This window comes from Stenotrophomonas sp. NPDC077659 (genome assembly GCF_050268705.1).
Taxonomy (GTDB): Bacteria; Pseudomonadota; Gammaproteobacteria; order Xanthomonadales; family Xanthomonadaceae; genus Stenotrophomonas.
The window spans coordinates 12492-32901 of sequence record NZ_JBNNHG010000007.1 but is presented as its reverse complement, the minus strand read 5'-3'; the positions used below and the strand labels follow the sequence as shown (position 1 = coordinate 32901).

The following is a 20410-nucleotide window of genomic DNA, read 5'->3' as shown; positions in this document are numbered from 1 at the left end:
GGCCCTGTTGTGTTCGGGGCTGGCGCTCCTGCCGCTGTCGGCACTGGCATCGGCAGTGGAAATGGCCCTTGGTACGCAGGCGGTCCCCGTGCAGCGCGCCAATGTGGTGTCGGCCGCGCCGGCCGCCGCCGACCCCGACCTGACCTACTTCATCGCAAACGGCGGCGGCGGAAGTGATGCCGGCGCGTACGCCGACGGCGTCGATACCACGGCAGCAGGCGAGGCCGCTTCAGCGGTGGGCACCGGCGCCAGCGCGTTCGGCGCCGGCAGTACTGCATACGCAGACCATGCCACGGCCGTCGGCCAGGAGGCGCTGGCGGTGGGCCAATCCTCCACGGCCATCGGCGGATTGCTGGATGTGGACTACTCGATCAACAACCCTGATAACGGCGTTGTCCTGCTGCAGCAGACGACCGCCACCGGCGTGGCGTCCACGGCGGTCGGCGCGGGTGCGCTTGCCGAAGGCGATTTCTCGGTGGCCAACGGTGCCGGCGCGGTCGGTGCCGGAAAGTCCAGCGTCGCCGTGGGTGGAATCGCTGACGATCTGGAGGACCAGTACGGTGGCACGCCCGGCATCTTGTTGAAGTCCACCGAGGCCACCGGAGCGCTGTCGACCGCCCTGGGGGCCGGGGCACAGGCTACCCAGAACCAGACGATTGCAGTGGGCGCGTTGTCAGCAGCCAGCGAGATCCGTGCCATCGCCGTGGGCTACCGCGCACAGGCTACCGCCTACGATGCGCTGGCCGTGGGTGATCGTGCGCAGGCAACGGGCGAGTTCTCCAATGCCTTTGGTTCCGGTGCGCGGGCCACTGCGGACCGGACCATGGCCCTCGGCAGCAACACCTTTGCCGCGAGTGAAGGCGCCACCGCAATCGGCGATGCGGCATTTGCACTGCAGGCATCCAGCACTGCGCTGGGCAGCAAGGCATGGGCGGCGGGCGAAGGCAGCATTGCCATCGGCGATGCGATGACCTGGCGCGGCGACTACTGGGGCGACACGCCGGTCCTGTTCGATAACAGCGTTGCCATCGGAACCGGTGCCCAGGTCTATGGCAACCAATCGATCGCCATCGGTGCCAATGCCAGCGCCGGCAGTCCGGACTTTGTCGATGGCCATACGCAGATCGTCAACAACGCGGTGGCGCTGGGTGCCAACTCGGTTGCCACCCGCGACAACACTGTGTCGGTGGGAGCCACGGGCCAGGAGCGGCAGATCACCAATGTCGCCGCAGGTACCGAGGCCACCGATGCAGTCAACAAGGCGCAGCTTGATTCTGTTGCCGCCGGGCTGGGCAGCCTCAGTGCCCGCGCGGTGGTCTACGACCAGGACGACCTGCAGTCGCTGACCTTGGCCGGTGCTGACGGCACGCTCGTATCCAATCTACGAGGGGGTGCCATTGCAGCGGGCAGCCTGCAGGCCATCAATGGCGGTCAGTTGTTCGCAGCCCTGCAGTCGACGGTCGCCATTGTTGGCGGCGGCGCGGCCCTGTCGTCCACCGGTGCGATATCCCTGCCGGCCTACACCATCCAGGGCGCGACCTACAGCACCTTCAGCGATACGTTTGCGGCCATCAATTCGCAGTTGACCCAGATCAAGCGCACGGCCGAAATCACCGGCGAGGCCGGAACGGTAGCGGTCGGCGGACCCGGTCAAGCGACGGTTGGCGAGGGTACCAATGCCGTTGCGGTGGGCGCAGGGGCAACGGCCAACGGTGAGAATGGCCTGGCCGTGGGCGGCGCAGCCTATGCGCACGGCCCCAACGATACCGCCTTGGGTGCCAATGCCGATGTTCGTGCCGACGGCAGTACCGCGGTAGGTGCCAATACCAGCATCAGTGCGTCTTCAACCAACGCGGTGGCGGTTGGCGAATCGGCCACGGTAACGGCTGCGTCCGGCACCGCCATCGGCCAGGGCGCTTCGGTCACAGCCGAAGGTGCCGTGGCCCTGGGCCAGGGCGCGGTGGCCGACCGTGCCAACACCGTTTCGGTGGGCAGCACCGGCAACGAACGGCAGATCACCCATGTGGCCGATGGCGTGCGCACCACCGATGCTGCCAACGTCGGCCAGGTGCAGCGCGGTGTGGCTGATTCCAAGGCCTACACCGATTCGCGCTTTGCTGCGTGGGATGACGACTTCACGACCTACCGCAACGGCGTCGACCGCCGGTTCAATGCCGTGGATCGGCGCCTGGATCGTCAGGGGGCGATGAGTGCAGCCATGCTGAACATGGCCACCAACGCGTCCGGCACGCAGAGTGAGCGCGGTCGAATCGCAGTGGGCGCGGGTTTCCAGAGCAGTGAAAAGGCGCTGTCCATCGGCTATGCCAGGAAAGTCGGCGAACGCGCTTCGTTCAGCCTGGGCGGTGCCTTCAGTGGCAGCGAATCGTCGGCGGGTATCGGCTTCGGTATCGACCTGTGACCATGCGCGCGCTTCATGCGCGCGCTTGACCTTGTGCAGCCTTCCCTTTCCAGATCATCAGGAGTCGTTCCATGTCCGTCAACACATCCCTGGCCGCCGCCATTGCCTCCATCCTTCTGCTGGCCAGCACCGGTGCGCATGCTGCGCCGAAGCTCAACACAAGCAAAGTCATCACGCGCGAACTACCCGCCACTGCTGCCAGCAGTGCGGCTCCCGGCCAGCGTTTCATCGTGAAAATGACCAACCGCAGCAGCCAGGCACGCAGCGTGCTCAGCAACTCGCTGGCCAGTTCGAGCAGCCGCGCTGGAATCAACAGGGCGGTGGCAGCCACGGCGAGCAGCGCAGGACGTTCGGCGGCTACAGCCACGATCATGCGCGGCATGGGCGTACCGGGATGGTACGTGGTGCGGACCTCGCGAGCGCTCAACGCTGCCGAGTCAGCCAACTTCGTGCGCGAACTGGCGGCCGAACCCGGCGTTGCATCGGTCCAGGTAGACAAGCTCTACCGCGCACTGGACACCGCGCCAGGGCTGGTGCAGCCGCGCATGGTGCCCAATGACCCCCAGTACGGCACCCTCCAGTGGAACTTCAATGATGCAACCGGCGGCGTGCGCGCCGAGCAGGCGTGGGAACGGTCGACCGGTGCGGGGGTAGTGGTAGCCGTGGTCGATACCGGCGTGGTGCAGAACACGCCCGACCTGGCGGCGAACGTGCTGCCCGGCTATGACATGATTTCCGACCACCTCATCTCGCGTCGTGAGTCGGACGCGCGCGTGGCAGGCGGCTGGGACCAAGGTGACTGGGTTGAGGCTGATTACTGCACGCAGTTGGGTGCCGGGGGCCATCCGGCGCGCGCCAGTTCCTGGCACGGGACCCATGTGTCAGGCACGATTGCCCAGGTCACCAACAACGGCTCTGGACTGGCCGGGCTTGCCCACAACGCCAAGATCCTGCCCGTGCGTGTGCTCGGCTCCTGCGGTGGCTACAGCAGCGATATCGCCGATGGCATCCTGTGGGCCGCTGGCGCGACCGTGGAGGGCCTGCCGGTCAACCCCAACCCGGCCGAAGTCATCAACATGAGCCTCGGCAGCTCAGGGCCGGATACCTGCCCACAGGTGTACCAGGATGCGATCAACCAGGCCGATAGCCTGGGTGCCACCATCGTCGTGGCCGCCGGCAACTCCAATGCCGATGCCGGTACTTACACGATGTCGTCATGCAGTGGCGTCATCAGTGTGGGCGCAACCCGATCAACCGGTGGCAAGGCCAGCTATTCCAGTTGGGGCAGCCGCGTAGACCTGTCCGCACCGGGTGGCGGCGGAGATGTGGATGGTGACCCCAAGGGCTATATCTTCCAGGTCATCAATGCAGGCACCACGGTGCCCACGGGTGAATTCGTCATTGGCGGCTACACTGGCACCTCGATGGCGTCGCCCCACGTGGCAGCCGCCGTTGCCCTGGTGCAGAGCGTGGTGGAAACCCCGTTGAAGTGGGACCAGATGCGTGACCTGCTCAAGCGCACCGCGCGTCCGTTCCCGGCTTCAATCCCGTCCAGCACGCCCATCGGCACCGGCATTCTCAACGCATCTGCCCTGCTGACAGCTGCGCTGGCACCGCCGTGCGATCCGAACACCGAGGACTGCAGCCCGCCGCCCGTTGAACTGACCAACAAGGCCGAACTGCGCGGCGTCAACAGCGAGAGCGGCGATGCTGTTTACAGCTACGTAGCCACCGCAGGTGTACCGCTGACGGTGATGACGCTGGGCGGCAGCGGCAATGCATCGCTATACGTCGCCCGCGGTCGCAAGCCCACCGCGACCGACTTCGATGCCAGCTCGGTGCGCCCGACCAATACTGAAACCGTGCGCATTGCGCAGCCGGCCGCCGATACGTACTACATCCGTCTGACCGGGACATATTCCGGCGTGACCGTGGTGGTGCGTCAGTAAGCGCAGAGTACGGCGCCCCGCGCGGGCGCCGTACCTCGCAGTTCTGCGCGGCGGAGAACGTTGTGAGCAGATTTGACTGGCTGCATGACCCTGCTTTGTGGGTTGAAACTGTGCCCGGCAGACTGGAATTCACTATTTCGCGCACCGTCTTCTGCCAACGCAGTTGCGTTGCAGAGAGTGACTGGAAACTGGAGTTGCTGGCATGGCGCTGTCGCCAGCTGGTGACAACGGGGTTGATGTACGAAGTGACTCAGCAGGCGGATGAAGATCTGCTGTGCTTCGCAAAGGACGCCTGATGCAGAGCCGCTTGAGCATCCGCTGAACAATCGCGCTGGGAGTGCTGGCCGCTGGTTGGCAGCCTGAGCGGGAATGGCAGTTCATCGTGAGCAGCCGGGCATCCAGCAGGCCCTCGGCGATGACGTGGGCCTGGGCTGGCGCAAGCAGACCCGGCGTGGGAGTGTCCTCGCCGGGATCGAGCGGGTGGTTCTGCGGGACGCGCTATCAGATCACCCCAAAAGGGCAGTTGGTGCCCGTCAAGGCAAACGTCTTACAGGGCGCTGGTGCGCGAGCAAGCTGAATCCTGGCCTGCCGTTACGCCGGGACGCAGGCCGCCTGCCAGATTGCTGGAGGTTGGCTGGTGACCGGGACGACTTCTCGCCGCTATGGCGGACGTCCGCTTCTGGCCGGAAGCGGCCAGGCGCAGAGAAGCGCTGCCCGCACGCGCTCGCGTGATTCGCGCACGCTGATCTCGGCCAGGCCGACAATCTGGGTGACCGGCACGCCGCCAGAGAGATGTACCTCGATGCACACCAGCGGGGCATCAACCCCGGCGCGAGCACGGCTGTGGGCCAGCGCCAGGCTGATGTGTGGTTTCCAGCAGAGGAGCGCTCGATGGTGGGGCGGCGCGCTGCGGGTAGGCTACACCCATGACGCCATAGGGTGGCGCACGGAAATGCGCGCAGCAGCGCAGGCAAAAGTCAGTTACACCTACGACGCGGCTGACCGTCTGCGCCAGTTGGATCAGGGCATGGAATCGGTCCAGTTCGCCTACGATGGCGCGGATCGCTTGAGCCGTCTGACGTTGCCAAATGGCATCGAAGTTGCGCACAGCTATGACGCCGGCAACCAGCTCACGGGTATGGCGTGGCAGAAGCCTGGTCAACCAGCAGTCGGTACCTTGGGCTTCGGATATGACAGCATCGGCCAGGTCATCAACCAGAGCGGCAGCTTTGCAAGTCAGATTCTGCCTGCCGCGACTACCGGCGCGAGCAGCTTCGATGATGCCAATCGCCAGTTGACGCACAACGGCCGCACGCTGAGTTACGACGACAACGGCAACCATCACAAGTGATGGCGTCCGCAGCTACGTTTGGAACGTGCGCAACCAACTGGTGGAGATGCGGGAAGGGGCCAGCACTCTGGCCACATTCGGCTATGACCCGCTGGGCAGACGCGTCGTTCGTACCGAAGCGGGTATCACCACCCAATACCTGTACGACGGCCAGAATGCCGTGCAGGAGACGGTCGGAAGCACGGTCAACCCGATACTGACTGGCCTCGGCGTTGATCAGCGATTCGCCCGTAACGACACGAGCGGGCGGGCCTACTACCTGACCGACCAGCTGGGCAGTACACGCGCCCTGACCAACGGGGCCGGGGAGCTGCAGCAGCGCTACGACTACACACCCTACGGGCAGCTGCAGGCTTTCCCAGGCCCTCGGCGTCGCCGAATGTCAGCTGCATGGATGGCTCCTCAACATGTGCCGCTATTGTCGCTCAAGCTGCCGGCCAGCGGCCGGCACTACCGGGGATTCTTCAGAGGATCCCTAAGAACAACTTGGCTGCACACGCGAACACATTCTGATTCATCCACAGGTCCGAGGTGGCGCCATCAAAGCATACGAATTTGTCTCCGCAATCCAGCGCGACGTGCTTGAGTCAGCTGTGGATAACACGATTTCCAACTTGGCGCGTCCACCAGGCCGACGGGTTGCTCCAGAACTTTCTGCGCGCTCTGAGTGGTTCAACAGCTTGTCCGATGCGGAAGCTGACATGGTGCGCGCAGTTGTCCGCGATGCAGCCCGCTCGGCGGTTTTCGGATTTCTGGCCGTGCTTGACGGTGCTCGTGTCATCGATTCAGAGAAAGGGAATTTTGAGCTTTATTACGTTGGACGATAGAAGTGCTTGGTCAATTCGTCGGACATCGATATGCATGACTTGCTCGGGTAGTGTGAAGTTTACGCACAGCGCCTTGCTGCGGAGCCAAATCCGCTGCGGGTGGCTGTCTCGGTGATCTATGCATTTCAGGGCCTTAAAAGCATCGCTGCCAATGAGGCAGCACCCCACTGAAGCCCCAAGCCGCGCTTCAACCCACGAAGACGCCGCACGTTACAACAGCACCAGCCCCGGATCTGGTGCAGATGCTGAGAAGCAGCCACTCGATATCCGGCGCACGCCGCCGTGCATCTGGCTCCCCTTCCGTGGCTCCTGTTCTGGGCTAGCGTTGCCGCAGAGTTTGCGCCCAGCTACGATCCGCTTGCACAGCACGCCAGCGAGCTGCTGCAGGCGCCAACGCTCGCAAGCATCTGCGTCAGGATCTCCGCCATCGACTCTGGCATGGGTTTGGTGGCGCTTGCCATTGGGGTATGGCGGGTGTCCGGCCAACGGATTGCCGTAGGTGCGATCTGCTGGATGATCTTTGGCGTCTCGATGCTCACTAACGGACTCTGGCCCACGGGCCATCCGATGCACGGCTTTAACGCCATCGGTATCGCAAACATGATCGCACTGGAGATGTCGCAGATCGGATTCAGCGCGTGGTCTGCCAACGGACGGGCGTTCGCCGTGACGACTGTGATGAGCATCGCGGGCATCGTCTATCTCTGGTTGAACCTGGGCCGCACACCCGCTCGCAGCAGATTGCCCCTCAAGTGACCTCCCCATCCTTTGTTGCCGCCGGCGCCAGCGTCGATGAGGACAGGGCGCCCCCTGCCCCTGACCAGATAGCAGTTGATGTGATCAAGGCCGGATCATTGAGCGCGGCCTGTAGCTGCAGCCGTGCGGCGTCGGCCAGATCGATGTGGACGAGCAGGCCCAGGCTGGCGGTCAGATGGCCATCGGTGATCGCCAGGATCTGGAAGTCACCGATCTACAACGTGGGCAAAGCCAATTCGATGGTGGGTGCATTCATAGTATTGGTCAGTTGCGAGCCTGGAAGAGTCATGGGCGTACTCGACTAGCGTCGTCAACTGAAACGTAGTGACGTTGGCTGAAACTGAAATTGGGCCGCTGCAACCATAGGTTTTCAGCCCTTGCGCAACCATAGGTTCAGCAAGAACGCAAACCTATGGTTGCCCGTCTACTAAGCCTGGTCACCATAGTTCCCTGAACAGCAACCTCATTCATGTACTGCTCAGTTCAATATTCAGGGTCGATTTCACCAGCAAACGGATAATTCACACCTGTTGACCACCTCTTCCCCTCCCGGTGAGGCGGCCGACGAAATCAAAATAATTAAAAGGTGTGTCCCGATGATCAAGAATTCGCTGCTCGCCCTGGGTCTGCTGGCTGCCCTGCCGTTTGCTGCATCGGCTGCCGATGGCCTGTCGTACAACTACGTTGAAGGCGGTTACGTGAACACCGACGCCAAGGGCGGCGACGCCGATGGCTGGGGCGTCAAGGGCTCGGTTGCCGTGCACCCGAACTTCTCGGTCTTCGCTGATTACAACAAGCAGGAAACCGACACCTTCAAGAACGATGTCGCCCAGTGGCGCATCGGCGCTGGCTACAACTACGGCATCGCACCGAACACCGACCTGGTGGCACGTGTTGCGTACCAGAAGTTCGACATGAAGCACGGCCTGGACTTCAACGGCTACTCCACGGAAGTGGGCCTGCGTACCGCCTTCAACCCGTACCTGGAAGGCTACGCGCTGGCCGGCTACGAAGACTTCAGCAAGAAGCACGGTATCGATCCGGACGGCGAGTTCTACGGCCGCGTCGGTGCCACCGCCAAGTTCACCCCGAACTGGGGTCTGAGTGGCGAAGTGAAGCTGGCCAAGGCCGGCGACCGCGAGTGGTTCGTGGGTCCGCGCTTCACCTGGTAAGAACAGCAAGTCAGCAAGAGTGCGTTACCGGCGTGTGCTCTCTCTCTCTCTCTCTCTCCCGCACGCCACCCGAAGCCCGGCCTCGCGCCGGGCTTCTTTTTTGTGAAACCACCACGGCGATCAACGCACCGGCGTGCCGTAGGTTTCGGCGAGCATGGCCTTGTAATCCGCCAGCGACGGCAGGTCCATCGCACTGCGCCGCGCATCCAGGCCGGGCATGTCTTCGGTGGGACGCAAGCGCATCGCGCCGTCGTCACCCCGCACGAACTGGCTGCCGTAGCGTTGCGGCTTGCCCTGCGCCACCAGCACCCGATCGGTCAGCAGGGCCACGTCGGCACGGTCGGCTTCGCCGTCGTTGGCGGCCTGTTCGATCAGCGGCAGCACTTCGGCCTGGAACGCGGGGTCCTGGTCGGCATGCTGCACCAGCAGCCACGCGGCCTTGGCACCATCGCGGCCGACCTTCGAACGTGTCGGCCACCCTTTCTCGGCGATCACCGATTTCAGCCAGTCCGCATTGGCTTGGGCCAAGGGAGCGACGCGCTTGAACGCCTCGCCGCCGCCTTCAGCGATGGCCGCGTGCTGCTCGGCCTGGTCGCGGGCCTCACGATCGAGCAGCTCCGTGCGCAATGGTTCGTCCATCTGCGCGGCGCGCTGCTTCTGTGCGGCATCCACGCGTGCCAGCAGTGATTGCCAGGATGGCTCGGCGCGCAGGGCGTTCAGGCCGGGGCGGTCCTTGTGCAGTAGGTCGTCGACGGGCAGCCGGTCCTGTTCGACCAGTGCAAGGGCATAGGCCATCGCGGCGGGGTGGTCACCGGCAGCAGCGGTGCACTCGACCAGCAGCAGTTCGCCGGCATCGGGAAAGCTCGCGCCCTGCTGATACATCGTGCCGAGCGTATCGGCGCAGCCTTTGAAATTGTCGTCCTGGTACTGCTCTACTGCGCTGAAGAACGTACCGGTTTCGGCAGCATGGGCGCCGCTGGTCGTTCCAAGCAGCAGCGCAAGAAGTGCCGGGGTGAGGGTTGAAGTGCGGATGGATGTCATCGTGTCTTCCTGACGGGACAGTAGAGCCACGCCATGCGTGGCCGGATGGCTCGACCAGCAGTCGAGCACGCTTGACTCTACCTGAGAACCGCTCCGTCGTCGGCAGGAGGCTTCCGCTGGAATCGCCCGATGCTCTTCAGTAGCGCCACGCCATGCGTGGATGCACTTCCCAGCCACGCATGGCGTGGCTCTACTGCAGCCGGGTTCCGCTAGAATCGCCCGCTTCAAGCCAGCAGGAAGTACCGTGAATTCCCAGCCCGCACCGATCACCGCCCTCAACCACACGCTCGACAACGAGCCGCAGCAGATCACCGCGCCGTTGACCCACTCGGCCGCGTTCCTGATGCTGAAGGTGAGAGATGATGCCGGTTCCATCGCCAGGGTGCGCGAGGTGCTGGGCAGCACCGATGACCTGATCAAGAACACCGCCATCCGCGAGATCGGGCGTACGTTCACCTGCAACGTGGCCATCGGCCACCGTGTGTGGGGGCCGGTGGTGGGCAGCACGCTGCCACGCGAGCTCAAGCCCTTCCGCGAAATCAAGGGTGCAACCCACACGGCGGTGTCCACCCCGGGTGATCTGCTGTATCACATCCGTGCACGCACCCAGGATCTGATCGTGGCGTTCGAGCGCAATCTGCTCATGGCGTTCGGCGATGCCGTGGAGACCGTGGATGAGGTGGCCGGCTTCCGCTACTTCGATGGCCGCGATCTGCTGGACTTCGTTGATGGCACGGCCAACCCGGAAGGGCTGTCGCTGCCGGAAGCCACGATCGTGGGCGATGAAGATCCCGAGCACGCCGGTGGCAGCTACGTGGTGGTGCAGAAATACCTGCACAACCTCGATGCCTGGCGTGCGCAGAAGACCGAGGCACAGGAAGCGATCATCGGCCGCACCAAGCACGACAACATCGAGTTGGATGACGCACCGGCCGACGCGCAGAAATCGCACAAGACGCTGTGCACCATCGAAGATGCCGACGGCGAGCACGAGATCCTGCGTGACAACATGCCCTTCGCCGCCCCCGGGCGTGGCGAGTACGGCACCTATTTCATCGGCTACACGCGGCGGCTGTGGGTGATCGAGCAGATGCTCGAGCGCATGTTCATCGGCAACCCCGCGCCGCTGCACGACCGCATCCTGGATTTCTCCACGGCCACCACGGGCGTCACCTTCTTCGCACCCTCGCGCAAGGTACTGGCCGAGCTGGGCGAATGACCCCACGCCATGCGTGGATGTCATTGCCCAGTAGATCCACGCCATGCGTGGATGACCCTCTGGTAGATGCCAACCAAGGTTGGCGGCTACCGATTCGCGCGCGCCGCCGCACTCCATGCACGAAGGCCATACACGGCCAGGCCCAGGAAGAACACGTACAGCGCCGCGGTCACGTGCAGTGACTTGAACACGTACGCGCCCACGTAGACCACGTCCACGCCGATCCACACCCACCAGCACGCCACATGCCGACGCGCCTGCCACCACTGCCCGACCAGGCTCAGCGCGGTCAGCATCGCGTCCAGCCAGGGCAGCGCGGCGTCGGTAAAGCTGTGCATGGCCGCGCCCAGCGCCACGCCGCCGCACAGGCCGATGGACAGGTCGCGCAGCAGCTTGCTGCGCGCCAACGGCACGATGCGGATGCTGCCTTCATCGGCGGCGTGCTGGCGCCAGTTGATCCAGCCGTAGACCAGGAAGCCACCGAAGGCGACCTGCAGCAGCGTGTCCGAATACAGCTTGGCCTCGGCGAACACCAGCCCGTACAGCGTCACCGACAGCAGGCCCACCGGCCACGCCGACAACCGGCGCCGGGCCATCAGCCAGACGCCGAACACGCTGCACAGGGCAGCGGTCCACTCCAGCAGCGGGCCGCTCACAGCGCGAACGTCACCGACAGGCGCGCCTGCCGCGGTGCGCCGGGGAACAGGTAGTAGTCACCACCGCTGCTGCCGGTATCGCGCCAGTAGAAGCGGTTGAACACATTGTCCACCGACAGGTTCCAGGTCACCGCGCGCTCGTGCAGGCGATGCTGGAAGCGCAGGCCGGCATCGAACACCGAATAGTCCGGCGCACGCACGCTGCCATCGGCACGGGCCACGTTGGAGGAGGCGTAGCGCCAGCCACCGGTCACGTCCAGGCCCTGCACGAACGGCAGCGCATAGGCCAGGTGCACGCTGGCGCGCACCTTGGGCACATTCACCAGCTGGTGGCCTTCATAGTCCGGCGTACCGGCATCGCGCGCCCGCGCCTGCAGCACGCTGGCGCTGGCCACCACCTGCAGGGCGTCGGTCAGCCGGCCATTGGCGGTCAGCTCCAGGCCGGTGTGGGTCTGCGTACCCTGCTGCACGAAGGTATAGCCCGCCTCGCTGTCATCCGGCTGGGCGAACTGGTACGGCTGGGAGATGCGGAACAGTGCCGCGCCAAGGGTCAGCGCGCCCTCCACCGGCACGTACTTCACGCCCACTTCCAGTTGCCGCGACTGCACCGAGGGCAGGAATTCATCGGCGTTGGTGGTCCAGAATGGCGCCTCCTGGCCCAGCGAAATGCCACGCACGTAGCTGGCATAGGCGTTGAGCTGGTCGGTGGCCTTCCACACCAGCGCGGTCTGCGGCAGGAACCGCGACAGGCGGCTCTGGCGTTGCCGGTTGCCGCGCTTGTCGTAGGCGCGCTCGTCCAGGCGCACGAAGCGGCCACCGGCCAGCCACTGCCAGTCATCGCCGAAACGGATGCGGTCCAGCGCGAACACGGCGGTCTGGCGGCTGTCCAGGCGGCGTGCGGACGGGCCGGGCTGCAGTGGCGAGGGTTCGTACACCGGCACCTGCGCGTCGTGGATGTTGGCGCTGCCCACGTATTCGTTCACGCTGGGACGGCGGTCGACGGTGCGGCGGAAGGTATCGGCGCCGACGGTCAGTTCGTGGCCCACGCTGCCGGTGTCGAAGCGGCCGCGCAGCTCGGCGCGCGCCTGCTGGTTGCGGCGGGTGTCGTCCGGGCTGCGGTAGTCGTAGATGTCGTAGTCACCATTGGGCGCGAAGTAGTTGCCCGGCGTGCTGCCATCGGCGCACTGCGCGGTGTAGTAGCAGCCGTAGGCGAAGGCCACGTTGTCATCGATGACCGAACGGCTGTAGCCCACCGACACGCGCGACTGCCAGCGCTCGTTGAAGTCGTAGGTGTGCAGGGCGGTGATGTTGGTGCTGGCGATAGCCACCGGGCGCTGCCACGGCTGGTAGCCAAGCAGGTGCTTGCGGTCTACGCCGCGCGGCAGCTCGCTGGCGCCCAGCAACTGATAGCCGGACACCGAGCGCTGCGTGCTGGTCTGGTAGTTGGCATCCACTTCCAGCTTGCCGCGCTCGCCGATGAACCAGTCCGCAGCCAGCGAATAGAAGTTGCGGTTGCCGTCGGCGTGATCGATGTAGGAATTGCTGGCGTCCCACGCCGCATTGAGGCGCACGCCAAACCGCGGCGTGATCCAGTGCCCGACATCGGCGGCGACATAGCGCGAGCCTTCCGAATCGGTGCCCAGGGTGACGTTGCGCACCTCGGCCGGGCGCTTGCCCACGTAGTTGATGATGCCGCCCGGTGCCATCACGCCAGCGGCGAGGCCAGCTTCACCCTTGAGGATCTGCACCTCCTGCACGTTCTCCAGCGCCAGGCGCTGTTCGCCGGCGATGGCCAGGCCGTTGAAGCGGTAGCCGGTGGCTGCGTCCAGGGCGAAGCCGCGGATGGCGATGTTCTGGTAGTAGCCGACCGGTGCATAGGCATCGCCCAGCGAGGCGTCGTTGCTGGCCAGCTCGGACAGCGAACGCACCTGGCGGCGGTCGAGGTACTCGCGGTCGAGCACGTTGACCGAAGCCGGCGTGTCCTTCCAGCTGCCGCCGCCGAAGGCGTTGGCGCGCGAGGTATCGGCGGCGGGTCTGCCGGCCTGCACGCGCACCGCCGCCAGTTCGGTCGGCGAACGTTCGGCGCCGGTGGCGGCCACGTCGGGGGACACCTCGGCAGCGCTGGCATGCAGCGGCAGGGCGGCGCAGAGGGCGAGAGCGAGCAGGGTGGGGCGCAGGCAGCGGTTCATTCGGTTCGTCTTCTGACAGCAAGGGAGACGAAGCGACGGCGCGCGGGCGCACCTGCCCGGAGTGGGGGTGCGACTGCTGCTCAAAGCTCCCTACGCCGGTGCAAACCGGATCAGGTTCCAAGGGACTCTCTCAGCCTGGCAATCCAGGCACCCCCGCTTCAGGTGACCATTTCACTACAAACGGTACGGATTTGCGAGCGGCGGGCGAGCATGGGGTCGGATCCCTTTGCGCAGCAAAGGGTTCTGACCCCGACCCAACGACCCTCACGCCGCTGCGCGCAGCGCCTGCAGCAGCCCTTGCCCCGCCTCGCTCCTGAACCACGCCGGGTGCCCCAGCATGAACGGCTGCCACGCCACATCGGCATTGGCGGTAGAGCCGGTGACACCCTCGAAGTACTCCACTTCAGACAGAGCGAAGTCGAAATGGACCATCGGCAACAGGTCGGCCAGCAGCTGCACGCGGGTGGCCGACAGTGGCAGCACTTCGCGGTAGCCCTGCAGCAGGGCCAGTGCGATGTCGATGCGCACGGCGTCGGCACCGCGCTCCAGTTCCAGCCAGGCCACGGCGTTGCGCTCGATGGCGGTGGCCAGATCGAACAGGGCGCTGGTGGGCGAGGCCAGGCCGAAATCCAGCACGGTGGCCACCGTGCCGTCGGCCCCCCATAGCAGGTTGGAGACGTGCCAGTCGTTGTGCGCCCACAGCCGTGGTTCCTCTCGCAGGCGTTGCGCCAGGCCGGCATGCCAGGGCAGCACCTCGGCACGCAGCTGTGCCTGCCATGGAATGCGCGCCAGGTAGCGGGCCAGCCCGGGCCGCTTTGGCAGATCGGCCTGCAGCGCGGCAATCGGATCGTCGGCGCGGATCAGATCGTCGCGGGCGACCAGCATATGCGTACTGCGTTGCGGCGCCGTGTAGCTGGCTGAGGCCTGGTGCAGGCGCGCCAGCATGTGCCCGGCCTGCCGTGCCTGCGCGGTATCGGTCAGCAGCGACCACGACACGGCCTCGCGGTACAGGTCCGCACCGGCACCGGCGGCATGCAGCTCATAGGTCCACGGGCCGTGCTCGACGGCGGTCGCACCATCGGTGGCCGCCATCACCTGTACCACCGGCACGCCGTGTGCCGCCAGATGGGCGATGAAACGGTGTTCTTCCTGCAGGCAGGCGGCGCTGCGCACGCTGTGGTGGTGGCGCTTGATGAACACCCTCCCCATCGTGCCTTCGACGATAGCCGCCGCCGACAACGGTCGCGGGCTGTGCCAGCGCAGCGTGCTGTCGGCCGCCAATGCCGGGTACTGCGTGCACAGCCACGCCACTTCAGCGGCGCTGATCGCCGGCCAGTCGGCGGCAACCTCGTCGTTGTTGAGGCCCTGCACGCGATGGGGGAAAGAAGTCATGCCGCAGCCGCTGCCTGGAAAGGAGTCACCAAGGCTGCGCATTCAACGCCATGGGCGCTGCCGACGCAACATGCGATGCCGCAACGAAAAACGGGCAGGTCCAGGACCTGCCCGCTGCGATACCGCTCAACCGATGGCGCGCTTACCAGCCGCGATGACGGCCGCGGTCGTGGTAATGGCGCCGGTCGTGGCCGCGGTTGTGGTAGCTGCGGTCGTAACGGCGGTTGTCGTAACGGCGGTCATGGCGGTTGTCATGGCGGTCCCGGGTGGTCAGGTTGCCGATGGCACCACCGGCAACGGCGCCGCCCACGGTCGCGGTCGGATCACCGTTGGAGATCAGATGGCCGGCCACGCCGCCCACCACCGCACCGACCACGGTGCGCTTGTCCTTTCTCGACATCGCGCTGGCATCGCTGACCACGGCCACCCCGGCCAGCAGGGCCAATGCCATCGCCAGACCACGGAAGCTGATTGCGGACGTACTGAACATGTTCGGTTCTCCTGTCTGGGACGTGCCACGGTGGGCAGGGAGGGCGGGGGGTGCCCCGGCTGCCGTGATGCCTACGCTGGTCGTCCAACATTGTCGGAACATTGCGCGTGGCACCGTGCAGCGTGCTGCATTCATCCAGCGTCAAACGGGATGAAGCCAGCCTGAAAATTCAATCGCCAGAGGCACGAGGTTCAGATTTTCCCATCGCGCAGGTAGTCGAACAGCTCGGCATCGCCCTTCAGGCCCAGCTTGAGCATCGCATCGCCCTTCTGCCGGCTGATGGTGCTGACGCTCTTGTGCAGCTGCAGGGAGATTTCCTTGACCGTCATCCCGGTGCCGAGCAGGCGCAGCACTTCCACTTCACGGGGCGACAGCGGTTTGCCATCGCCCTCGCGCATGCGCCAGCCGCCGGCCTCCTCCACCCGATCACGCAGGCTGCGGCTGATATAGGGCTGCCCGCGGTAGACGGTCTGGATGGCCTGCGGCAGTTCCTCCATCGACGAACTCTTGTCGACCAGGCCAAGCACTCCGCTGTCCAGCACCATGCGCAGGATGGCCAGATTGTTGGACACGCTGAGCATCAGCACCGGCATCTCGGGATAGCGGCGGCGGATCATGCCGATCATCGCAAAGCCATCGGCCTGGGCGCTGCCTGGCATGGAGTAGTCGGTTACCAGCATGTCGCAGGGCTGGCTGGCCAGCACGGCCATCAGCGCCTGCACGCTCTCCGCTTCACCCACCACCCGGCCCACGCCGCTGGATTCGATCACGGCGCGGGTACCGATGCGTACGACGGGATGGTCGTCTGCGATGATGATGCGCAAGGTCATGCTCTAGTATGGCCTTTCGGGCAGTGCCAGCCGCGAGTCGCGCGGTACCAGGCGGGTTTCTGGGAGAACGTCGCAGATGCGGAACCGGGCAGTGCGTGGATGGATCCTCTTGCTGGGGCTTCTGTGCCTGTCCGTACTGGCGCAACTGGCGCAGGCCGAGCCGGGACCGCTGCTGTTGACTACAGAACAGCGCCGGTTCGTGGCGGCACATCCGGTCATCGTTGTCGGCCAGTATGACAGTGGGTGGGCTCCATTCGAGACCCTGCAGCAGGACCAACCTGTGGGTCTGGGACCAGATTACCTGTCGCTTCTGGCGCGTCAACTGGGTGTGAAGGTCCAGTACCGCCGCTACCGCGACTGGAATGCCGTGCTGGATGCAGCGTGCCGCGGCGAGATCGACGTGGTGATGAACATCGCGCTCAGCCGTGAGCGGACCCGCTGCATGACCTACACCCGTGCCTATATGGAAGCGCCCCTGGCCATCGTGGGCCGCAACGGCGACCTGCGTGCGTCACAGGCGCCGGACCTGGATGGGTTGCGGGTGGTGACCGAGCAGGATTTCCTGACCGCTCCGCAGGTGCGCGCGCGGTTCCCCCGGGCCCGCCAGGTGTTTGCGGCAGACACCCAAGCGGCGCTGCGCATGGTCAAAGACGACAAGGCTGACGTGTTCATCGGCAATGCGTACGTGGCCACCGAGTTGATCGCGATGCGGCAGATCGACGGCATCACGTTGCTGCGGCCCAGCGATCTGCCGCCCGAGCGCCTGCATTTCGGTGTCGCCCACGGCAGTGAGCCCCTGGCCGAGGCGCTGGATGTTGCCCTGGCCGGAACCAGCCCTTCGCAACGCGATGCGGTGCTGCAGCACTGGTTGCCGCCGCTGCAGTGGTCGGCGACGGCGCAGCTGGCACTCAGCCAGGCCGAGAAGCAGGTGCTGCAGGAACCGCTGATGATCGGCTTCGCACCCAACGCCGCGCCCTTGTCCTTTGCCGGGCCGGATGGCACACCCAGCGGTCTGGCCAGCGGCTACCTGCAGCAGCTGCAGAAGGCCGGTGCCACGTTGCGGATCGAGCCCAGCCATGATTGGTTCGATGTGCGCGAGAAGGCTCGGCGCGGCGAACTGCAGGCGGTCATCGGCATTCCCCTGGATTCCCGCTATCTGGGGCCCGACTGGGTCTTCAGCCAGCCGTTCATCAGTGTTCCCAATGTGATCGTCACTGCCCAGGGCAGCCCGGTGCTGCTCGGGCTGGCCGATCTGCAGGGCAAGCGCGTGCTGTTGTCCGATCCGGAACGGGTGCGCGGCTATGTGCTGCTGCAGGCGCCCGAGGCCCGCATCATTGCCGCACGCAGCGCCGAACAGGCCCTGCAGCGGCTGGCCGACGGCGACGCCGATGCCTACGTAGGCAACCTGGCCCTGGTCGACCAGCTGATGCGCTCCCGTTTTCCCGGGAAACTGCAGATTGCGGCACCGGCCAACTTCAACGACGAGCTGGCGCTGGCCGTGGACGCCCGGCACGCGGCCCTGGCCACCACCTTCGACCGCCTGCTGCTGCAGATGACCCCGCAGGAGCGCCAGGCCCTGCGTGATCGCTGGGTGGCCACCGAGTACGCGCGTGACGTGCAGTGGAGTGCCCTGCTGCAGTGGGGCGTGCCGGTGGTGCTGGTGCTGCTGGCCGCTGGCGTGGTGTATGCGCTGGGGCACTGGCGCCTGCGCAGGGAAATGGCTGGGCGACGCCTTGTCGAACAGCGTCTGGCCGACGTCACCGACAACCTGCCGGCCACGGTCTACCAGGCCCGCCGCGATGCCGACGGTACGCTCAGTTTCCCGTTCATTGCCGGCGACGTGCAGGCCCTGTTCGGCATATCTCCGCAGCAGGCCATGGCCGATGCCTCTGTGCTGCTGAAGCGCATCGACGAGCAAGACCGTGCCGGCATCCTGCGCGGCACCGACCTGGCTGCACGCAGCTTCGCCCCGCTGTCGTTCGAGTTCCGTGTGCACGCCGACGACGGCACGCTGCGCTGGGTACGCACCCAGGCGCATCCCTACTCGGTCGAAGCGGGTGTGGTGACCTGGAGCGGCTACTGGGTGGATGTGAGCGAAGCGCGTGCGCAGGCCGATGCGCTGGCCGCGGCCAAGGTAGAAGCCGAACAGGCGGTGGAAGCCAAATCGCGCTTCCTGGCCACCATGAGCCACGAGATCCGTACACCGATGAGCGGCGTGCTGGGCATGCTGGAAGTGCTTTCGCATTCGCCGCTGGACCAGGAACAGCGGCGCATCATCGGTGTGATCGAGGATTCGGCGCAGATGCTGCAGCAGATTCTCGATGACATCCTGGATTACTCGCGCATGGAGGCCGGCGCGCTGCGCCTGGCACCGGTGCCGATGCCGTTGCGGCCCCTGCTGGAAAGCGTGTGCCGGCTGCTGTCGGCGCAGGCCAGCGCGCGCGGCCTGGATCTGCAGGTGCAGATCGACCCGCGGCTGGCGCAGGCGCACGAAGTGGATGGCGTGCGTGTGCGGCAGATCATCTTCAACCTGCTCAGCAATGCCATCACGTTCACCGCGCAGGGCAGCGTGCGGCTGCAGGTGGATGTGCTCGGTGCCACCACCGAAGACGGCAGCCAGCCGCTGCGGCTGACCGTGTCGGACACCGGCATCGGCATCGCCGACGAGCATGTTCCGCACCTGTTCGCGCCGTTCACCCAGGCAGGTGCACACATCCAGCGCGAGTACGGCGGCACCGGCCTGGGCCTGAGCATCTGTCAGCGCCTGGTAGACAAGATGGGGGGTGAGATCTCCCTGCACAGCGTGCTGGGCCAGGGCACACGGGTGGAAGTGCTGCTGTCGCTGGTCGAGGCGCGCGCTGAGGATGTGCAGGCGCTGCTGTCCGAACAGGAACAGACCGCGCTGTTGCCGCCGGCGCTGCGCGTGGCGCGCGTGCTGGTGGTGGAGGACCACCCCACCAACCAGGCGATGATGGCCTGGCGCCTGCAGCAGCTGGGCGTGCCGCATGTGCTGGTGGACGACGGCCAGCAGGCGCTGGATCGCCTGTCGGTCGAGCGCTTCGATCTGGTTATCACCGACTGCCGCATGCCGGTGCTCGATGGCTTTGCCTTTGCCCGCTTGTTGCGCGAGCGCGAAAGTCGCAGCGGCCAGCCGCGCCTGCCGATCCTGGCGCTGACTGCCAGTGTGTTCGACGATGATGCGCGCCGCTGCCGCGAGGCCGGCATGGACGATGTGCTGGCCAAGCCATTGTCGCTGGCCACGCTGCGGCAGGCCCTGCTGCGCTGGCTGCCGCAGGCGAAGGACCTGCAGGCGGCGCCGACCGCCGTACAGGCGCAGGCCAGCGCCGATGAGGACACGGCATCGCTGCAGCTGCCCGATCTGGCCGCCCTGCAGCAGCGTTTCGGTTCACTGCAGGTGGCCCACCAGCTGCGCGACAGCCTGCTGCAGGCCAGTGCGACGGATGTTGCGCAGCTGCTGCGCGCGCTGGACGAAGGTGATCGCGCCAGTGTGATCGTGCAGCTGCATCGTATGGGCGGCGCTCTGGGGTCGGTAGGGGCACGTGGCTTGGCCGAGCGCGCCGCGACGCTGGAACAGCAGCTTCAGCAGGCCGGCGAAGCTGATGCCACGCCGGTGCTGCAGCAGGTCGGCCAGTTCGTGCAGCACCTGCAGCAGCAGCTGCAGCGCCTTGCCGCTTCAACGGCGGGCTAGCGCGTCGCCTGCTCCTGCAGGTAGGCAATCACCAGCGCGCGCCGTTCGGCACTGGGGAAGGCGTTGTACATGCGCGTGCCCGGCACCATGTGGGTGGGCGACTGCAGGAAGGTGTCCAGGGTCTGCGCGCTCCACACGAAGCCGGCGCGGCGCATGCCGTCCGAATAGGCGTAGTCGGGCAGGCTGCCGGCACGGCGGCCGATGACCCCATGCAGGTTGGGGCCGAAGCGGTGGATGCCGCCGGCCTCGGTCGTGTGGCAGCCGGCGCAGATCTCGAAGGCCTGCTGCTGGGCCTGCAGGCGGGCCTGTGCGGGCGTCAGCGGGGCTGGTGGCGTGCGCTGGCAAGCCGCCGTAGCGGCCAGGGCGAGGATCAGCAGCAGGGGCAGGCAGGCGCGCATGGGCGGGCAGGA

15 protein-coding genes, 1 pseudogene and 1 riboswitch are annotated in these 20410 nt (G+C 65.9%); of the genes and pseudogenes, 7 read left to right on the top strand and 9 right to left on the bottom strand.

The window, feature by feature from the left end; translation table 11 throughout:
• Positions 1-61 precede the first annotated feature (61 nt).
• Positions 62-2419 (top strand): YadA family autotransporter adhesin, encoded by a 2358-nt coding sequence (locus ACQKDV_RS02250; RefSeq protein WP_427782163.1) that lies wholly within the window; start codon positions 62-64, stop codon positions 2417-2419.
• Between the two features lie 13 nt (positions 2420-2432).
• Here ACQKDV_RS02250 and ACQKDV_RS02245 read toward each other — a convergent pair whose 3' ends face one another.
• Positions 2433-2801: a hypothetical protein gene (locus ACQKDV_RS02245; protein ID WP_427782162.1), complete on the bottom strand. Its 369-nt coding sequence runs from the start codon at positions 2799-2801 to the stop codon at positions 2433-2435.
• Positions 2802-2823: 22 nt separating this feature from the next.
• Here ACQKDV_RS02245 and ACQKDV_RS02240 point away from each other — a divergent pair, with 22 nt between their 5' ends.
• Both ACQKDV_RS02240 and ACQKDV_RS02235 read left to right on the top strand, forming a co-directional pair.
• The gene (locus ACQKDV_RS02240) at positions 2824-4368 is read left to right on the top strand and encodes a S8 family serine peptidase (protein WP_427782161.1); all 1545 of its coding nucleotides are present in this window, start codon (positions 2824-2826) and stop codon (positions 4366-4368) included.
• Positions 4369-4430: 62 nt separating this feature from the next.
• Positions 4431-4664, top strand: a complete 234-nt coding sequence (locus ACQKDV_RS02235; RefSeq protein ID WP_427782160.1) for a hypothetical protein — start codon at positions 4431-4433, stop codon at positions 4662-4664.
• 382 nt (positions 4665-5046) lie between these two features.
• Here ACQKDV_RS02235 and ACQKDV_RS02230 read toward each other — a convergent pair.
• Positions 5047-5232: pseudogene (locus ACQKDV_RS02230) on the bottom strand (magnesium chelatase domain-containing protein); the annotation flags it as partial.
• A 1596-nt stretch (positions 5233-6828) separates the two neighbouring features.
• On the opposite strand from ACQKDV_RS02230, the gene ACQKDV_RS02225 reads away from it, so the two are divergent.
• On the top strand, positions 6829-7302 hold the full coding sequence (locus tag ACQKDV_RS02225; RefSeq protein ID WP_427782159.1) for a DUF998 domain-containing protein: 474 nt from the start codon (positions 6829-6831) through the stop codon (positions 7300-7302).
• A 599-nt stretch (positions 7303-7901) separates the two neighbouring features.
• Positions 7902-8474 carry an Ax21 family protein gene (locus tag ACQKDV_RS02220; protein WP_324806281.1) on the top strand — a complete coding sequence of 191 codons (573 nt, stop codon included), beginning with the start codon at positions 7902-7904 and terminating at the stop codon, positions 8472-8474.
• Positions 8475-8594: 120 nt separating this feature from the next.
• Here ACQKDV_RS02220 and ACQKDV_RS02215 read toward each other — a convergent pair whose 3' ends face one another.
• The gene (locus tag ACQKDV_RS02215) at positions 8595-9515 is read right to left on the bottom strand and encodes a DUF6624 domain-containing protein (protein ID WP_427782158.1); all 921 of its coding nucleotides are present in this window, start codon (positions 9513-9515) and stop codon (positions 8595-8597) included.
• Between the two features lie 244 nt (positions 9516-9759).
• Between ACQKDV_RS02215 and ACQKDV_RS02210 the strand changes: the two genes are divergently transcribed.
• Entirely contained in the window at positions 9760-10734 is a 975-nt protein-coding gene (locus tag ACQKDV_RS02210; protein WP_427782157.1) for a Dyp-type peroxidase, read from the top strand.
• A gap of 86 nt (positions 10735-10820) precedes the next feature.
• On the opposite strand, the gene pnuC is transcribed toward ACQKDV_RS02210, so the two are convergent.
• From pnuC to ACQKDV_RS02185, 5 genes are all read right to left on the bottom strand, one after another.
• Positions 10821-11378 carry a nicotinamide riboside transporter PnuC gene (gene pnuC, locus ACQKDV_RS02205; RefSeq protein WP_427782186.1) on the bottom strand — a complete coding sequence of 186 codons (558 nt, stop codon included), beginning with the start codon at positions 11376-11378 and terminating at the stop codon, positions 10821-10823.
• 8 nt (positions 11379-11386) lie between these two features.
• Positions 11387-13579, bottom strand: coding sequence for a TonB-dependent receptor (locus ACQKDV_RS02200; protein ID WP_427782156.1), 2193 nt, complete (start codon positions 13577-13579; stop codon positions 11387-11389).
• Between the two features lie 70 nt (positions 13580-13649).
• Positions 13650-13744, bottom strand: a riboswitch (TPP riboswitch).
• A 99-nt stretch (positions 13745-13843) separates the two neighbouring features.
• Entirely contained in the window at positions 13844-14971 is a 1128-nt protein-coding gene (locus ACQKDV_RS02195; RefSeq protein WP_427782155.1) for a phosphotransferase enzyme family protein, read from the bottom strand.
• A gap of 142 nt (positions 14972-15113) precedes the next feature.
• A complete protein-coding gene (locus tag ACQKDV_RS02190) occupies positions 15114-15461 on the bottom strand; it encodes a glycine zipper 2TM domain-containing protein (protein WP_427782154.1) in 348 nt (115 codons plus the stop codon).
• A gap of 191 nt (positions 15462-15652) precedes the next feature.
• The gene (locus ACQKDV_RS02185; protein ID WP_427782153.1) at positions 15653-16291 is read right to left on the bottom strand and encodes a response regulator; all 639 of its coding nucleotides are present in this window, start codon (positions 16289-16291) and stop codon (positions 15653-15655) included.
• A 76-nt stretch (positions 16292-16367) separates the two neighbouring features.
• Between ACQKDV_RS02185 and ACQKDV_RS02180 the strand changes: the two genes are divergently transcribed.
• Positions 16368-20000 carry an ATP-binding protein gene (locus ACQKDV_RS02180; protein ID WP_427782152.1) on the top strand — a complete coding sequence of 1211 codons (3633 nt, stop codon included), beginning with the start codon at positions 16368-16370 and terminating at the stop codon, positions 19998-20000.
• Here the strand turns inward: ACQKDV_RS02180 and ACQKDV_RS02175 are convergent.
• On the bottom strand, positions 19997-20398 hold the full coding sequence (locus ACQKDV_RS02175; RefSeq protein WP_427782151.1) for a c-type cytochrome: 402 nt from the start codon (positions 20396-20398) through the stop codon (positions 19997-19999). The two genes, ACQKDV_RS02180 and ACQKDV_RS02175, sit on opposite strands and share 4 nt — an antisense overlap.
• Positions 20399-20410 lie beyond the last annotated feature (12 nt).

Coding starts and splice junctions, on each gene's coding strand:
- ACQKDV_RS02245 (WP_427782162.1), bottom strand. CDS start 2,801: ATGCCGCGCATGATCGTGGCTGTAGCCGCCGAACGTCCTGCGCTGCTC.
- ACQKDV_RS02215 (WP_427782158.1), bottom strand. CDS start 9,515: ATGACATCCATCCGCACTTCAACCCTCACCCCGGCACTTCTTGCGCTG.
- ACQKDV_RS02195 (WP_427782155.1), bottom strand. CDS start 14,971: ATGACTTCTTTCCCCCATCGCGTGCAGGGCCTCAACAACGACGAGGTT.
- ACQKDV_RS02250 (WP_427782163.1), top strand. CDS start 62: ATGGCCCTTGGTACGCAGGCGGTCCCCGTGCAGCGCGCCAATGTGGTG.
- ACQKDV_RS02175 (WP_427782151.1), bottom strand. CDS start 20,398: ATGCGCGCCTGCCTGCCCCTGCTGCTGATCCTCGCCCTGGCCGCTACG.
- ACQKDV_RS02190 (WP_427782154.1), bottom strand. CDS start 15,461: ATGTTCAGTACGTCCGCAATCAGCTTCCGTGGTCTGGCGATGGCATTG.
- ACQKDV_RS02180 (WP_427782152.1), top strand. CDS start 16,368: ATGCGGAACCGGGCAGTGCGTGGATGGATCCTCTTGCTGGGGCTTCTG.
- ACQKDV_RS02185 (WP_427782153.1), bottom strand. CDS start 16,291: ATGACCTTGCGCATCATCATCGCAGACGACCATCCCGTCGTACGCATC.
- ACQKDV_RS02200 (WP_427782156.1), bottom strand. CDS start 13,579: ATGAACCGCTGCCTGCGCCCCACCCTGCTCGCTCTCGCCCTCTGCGCC.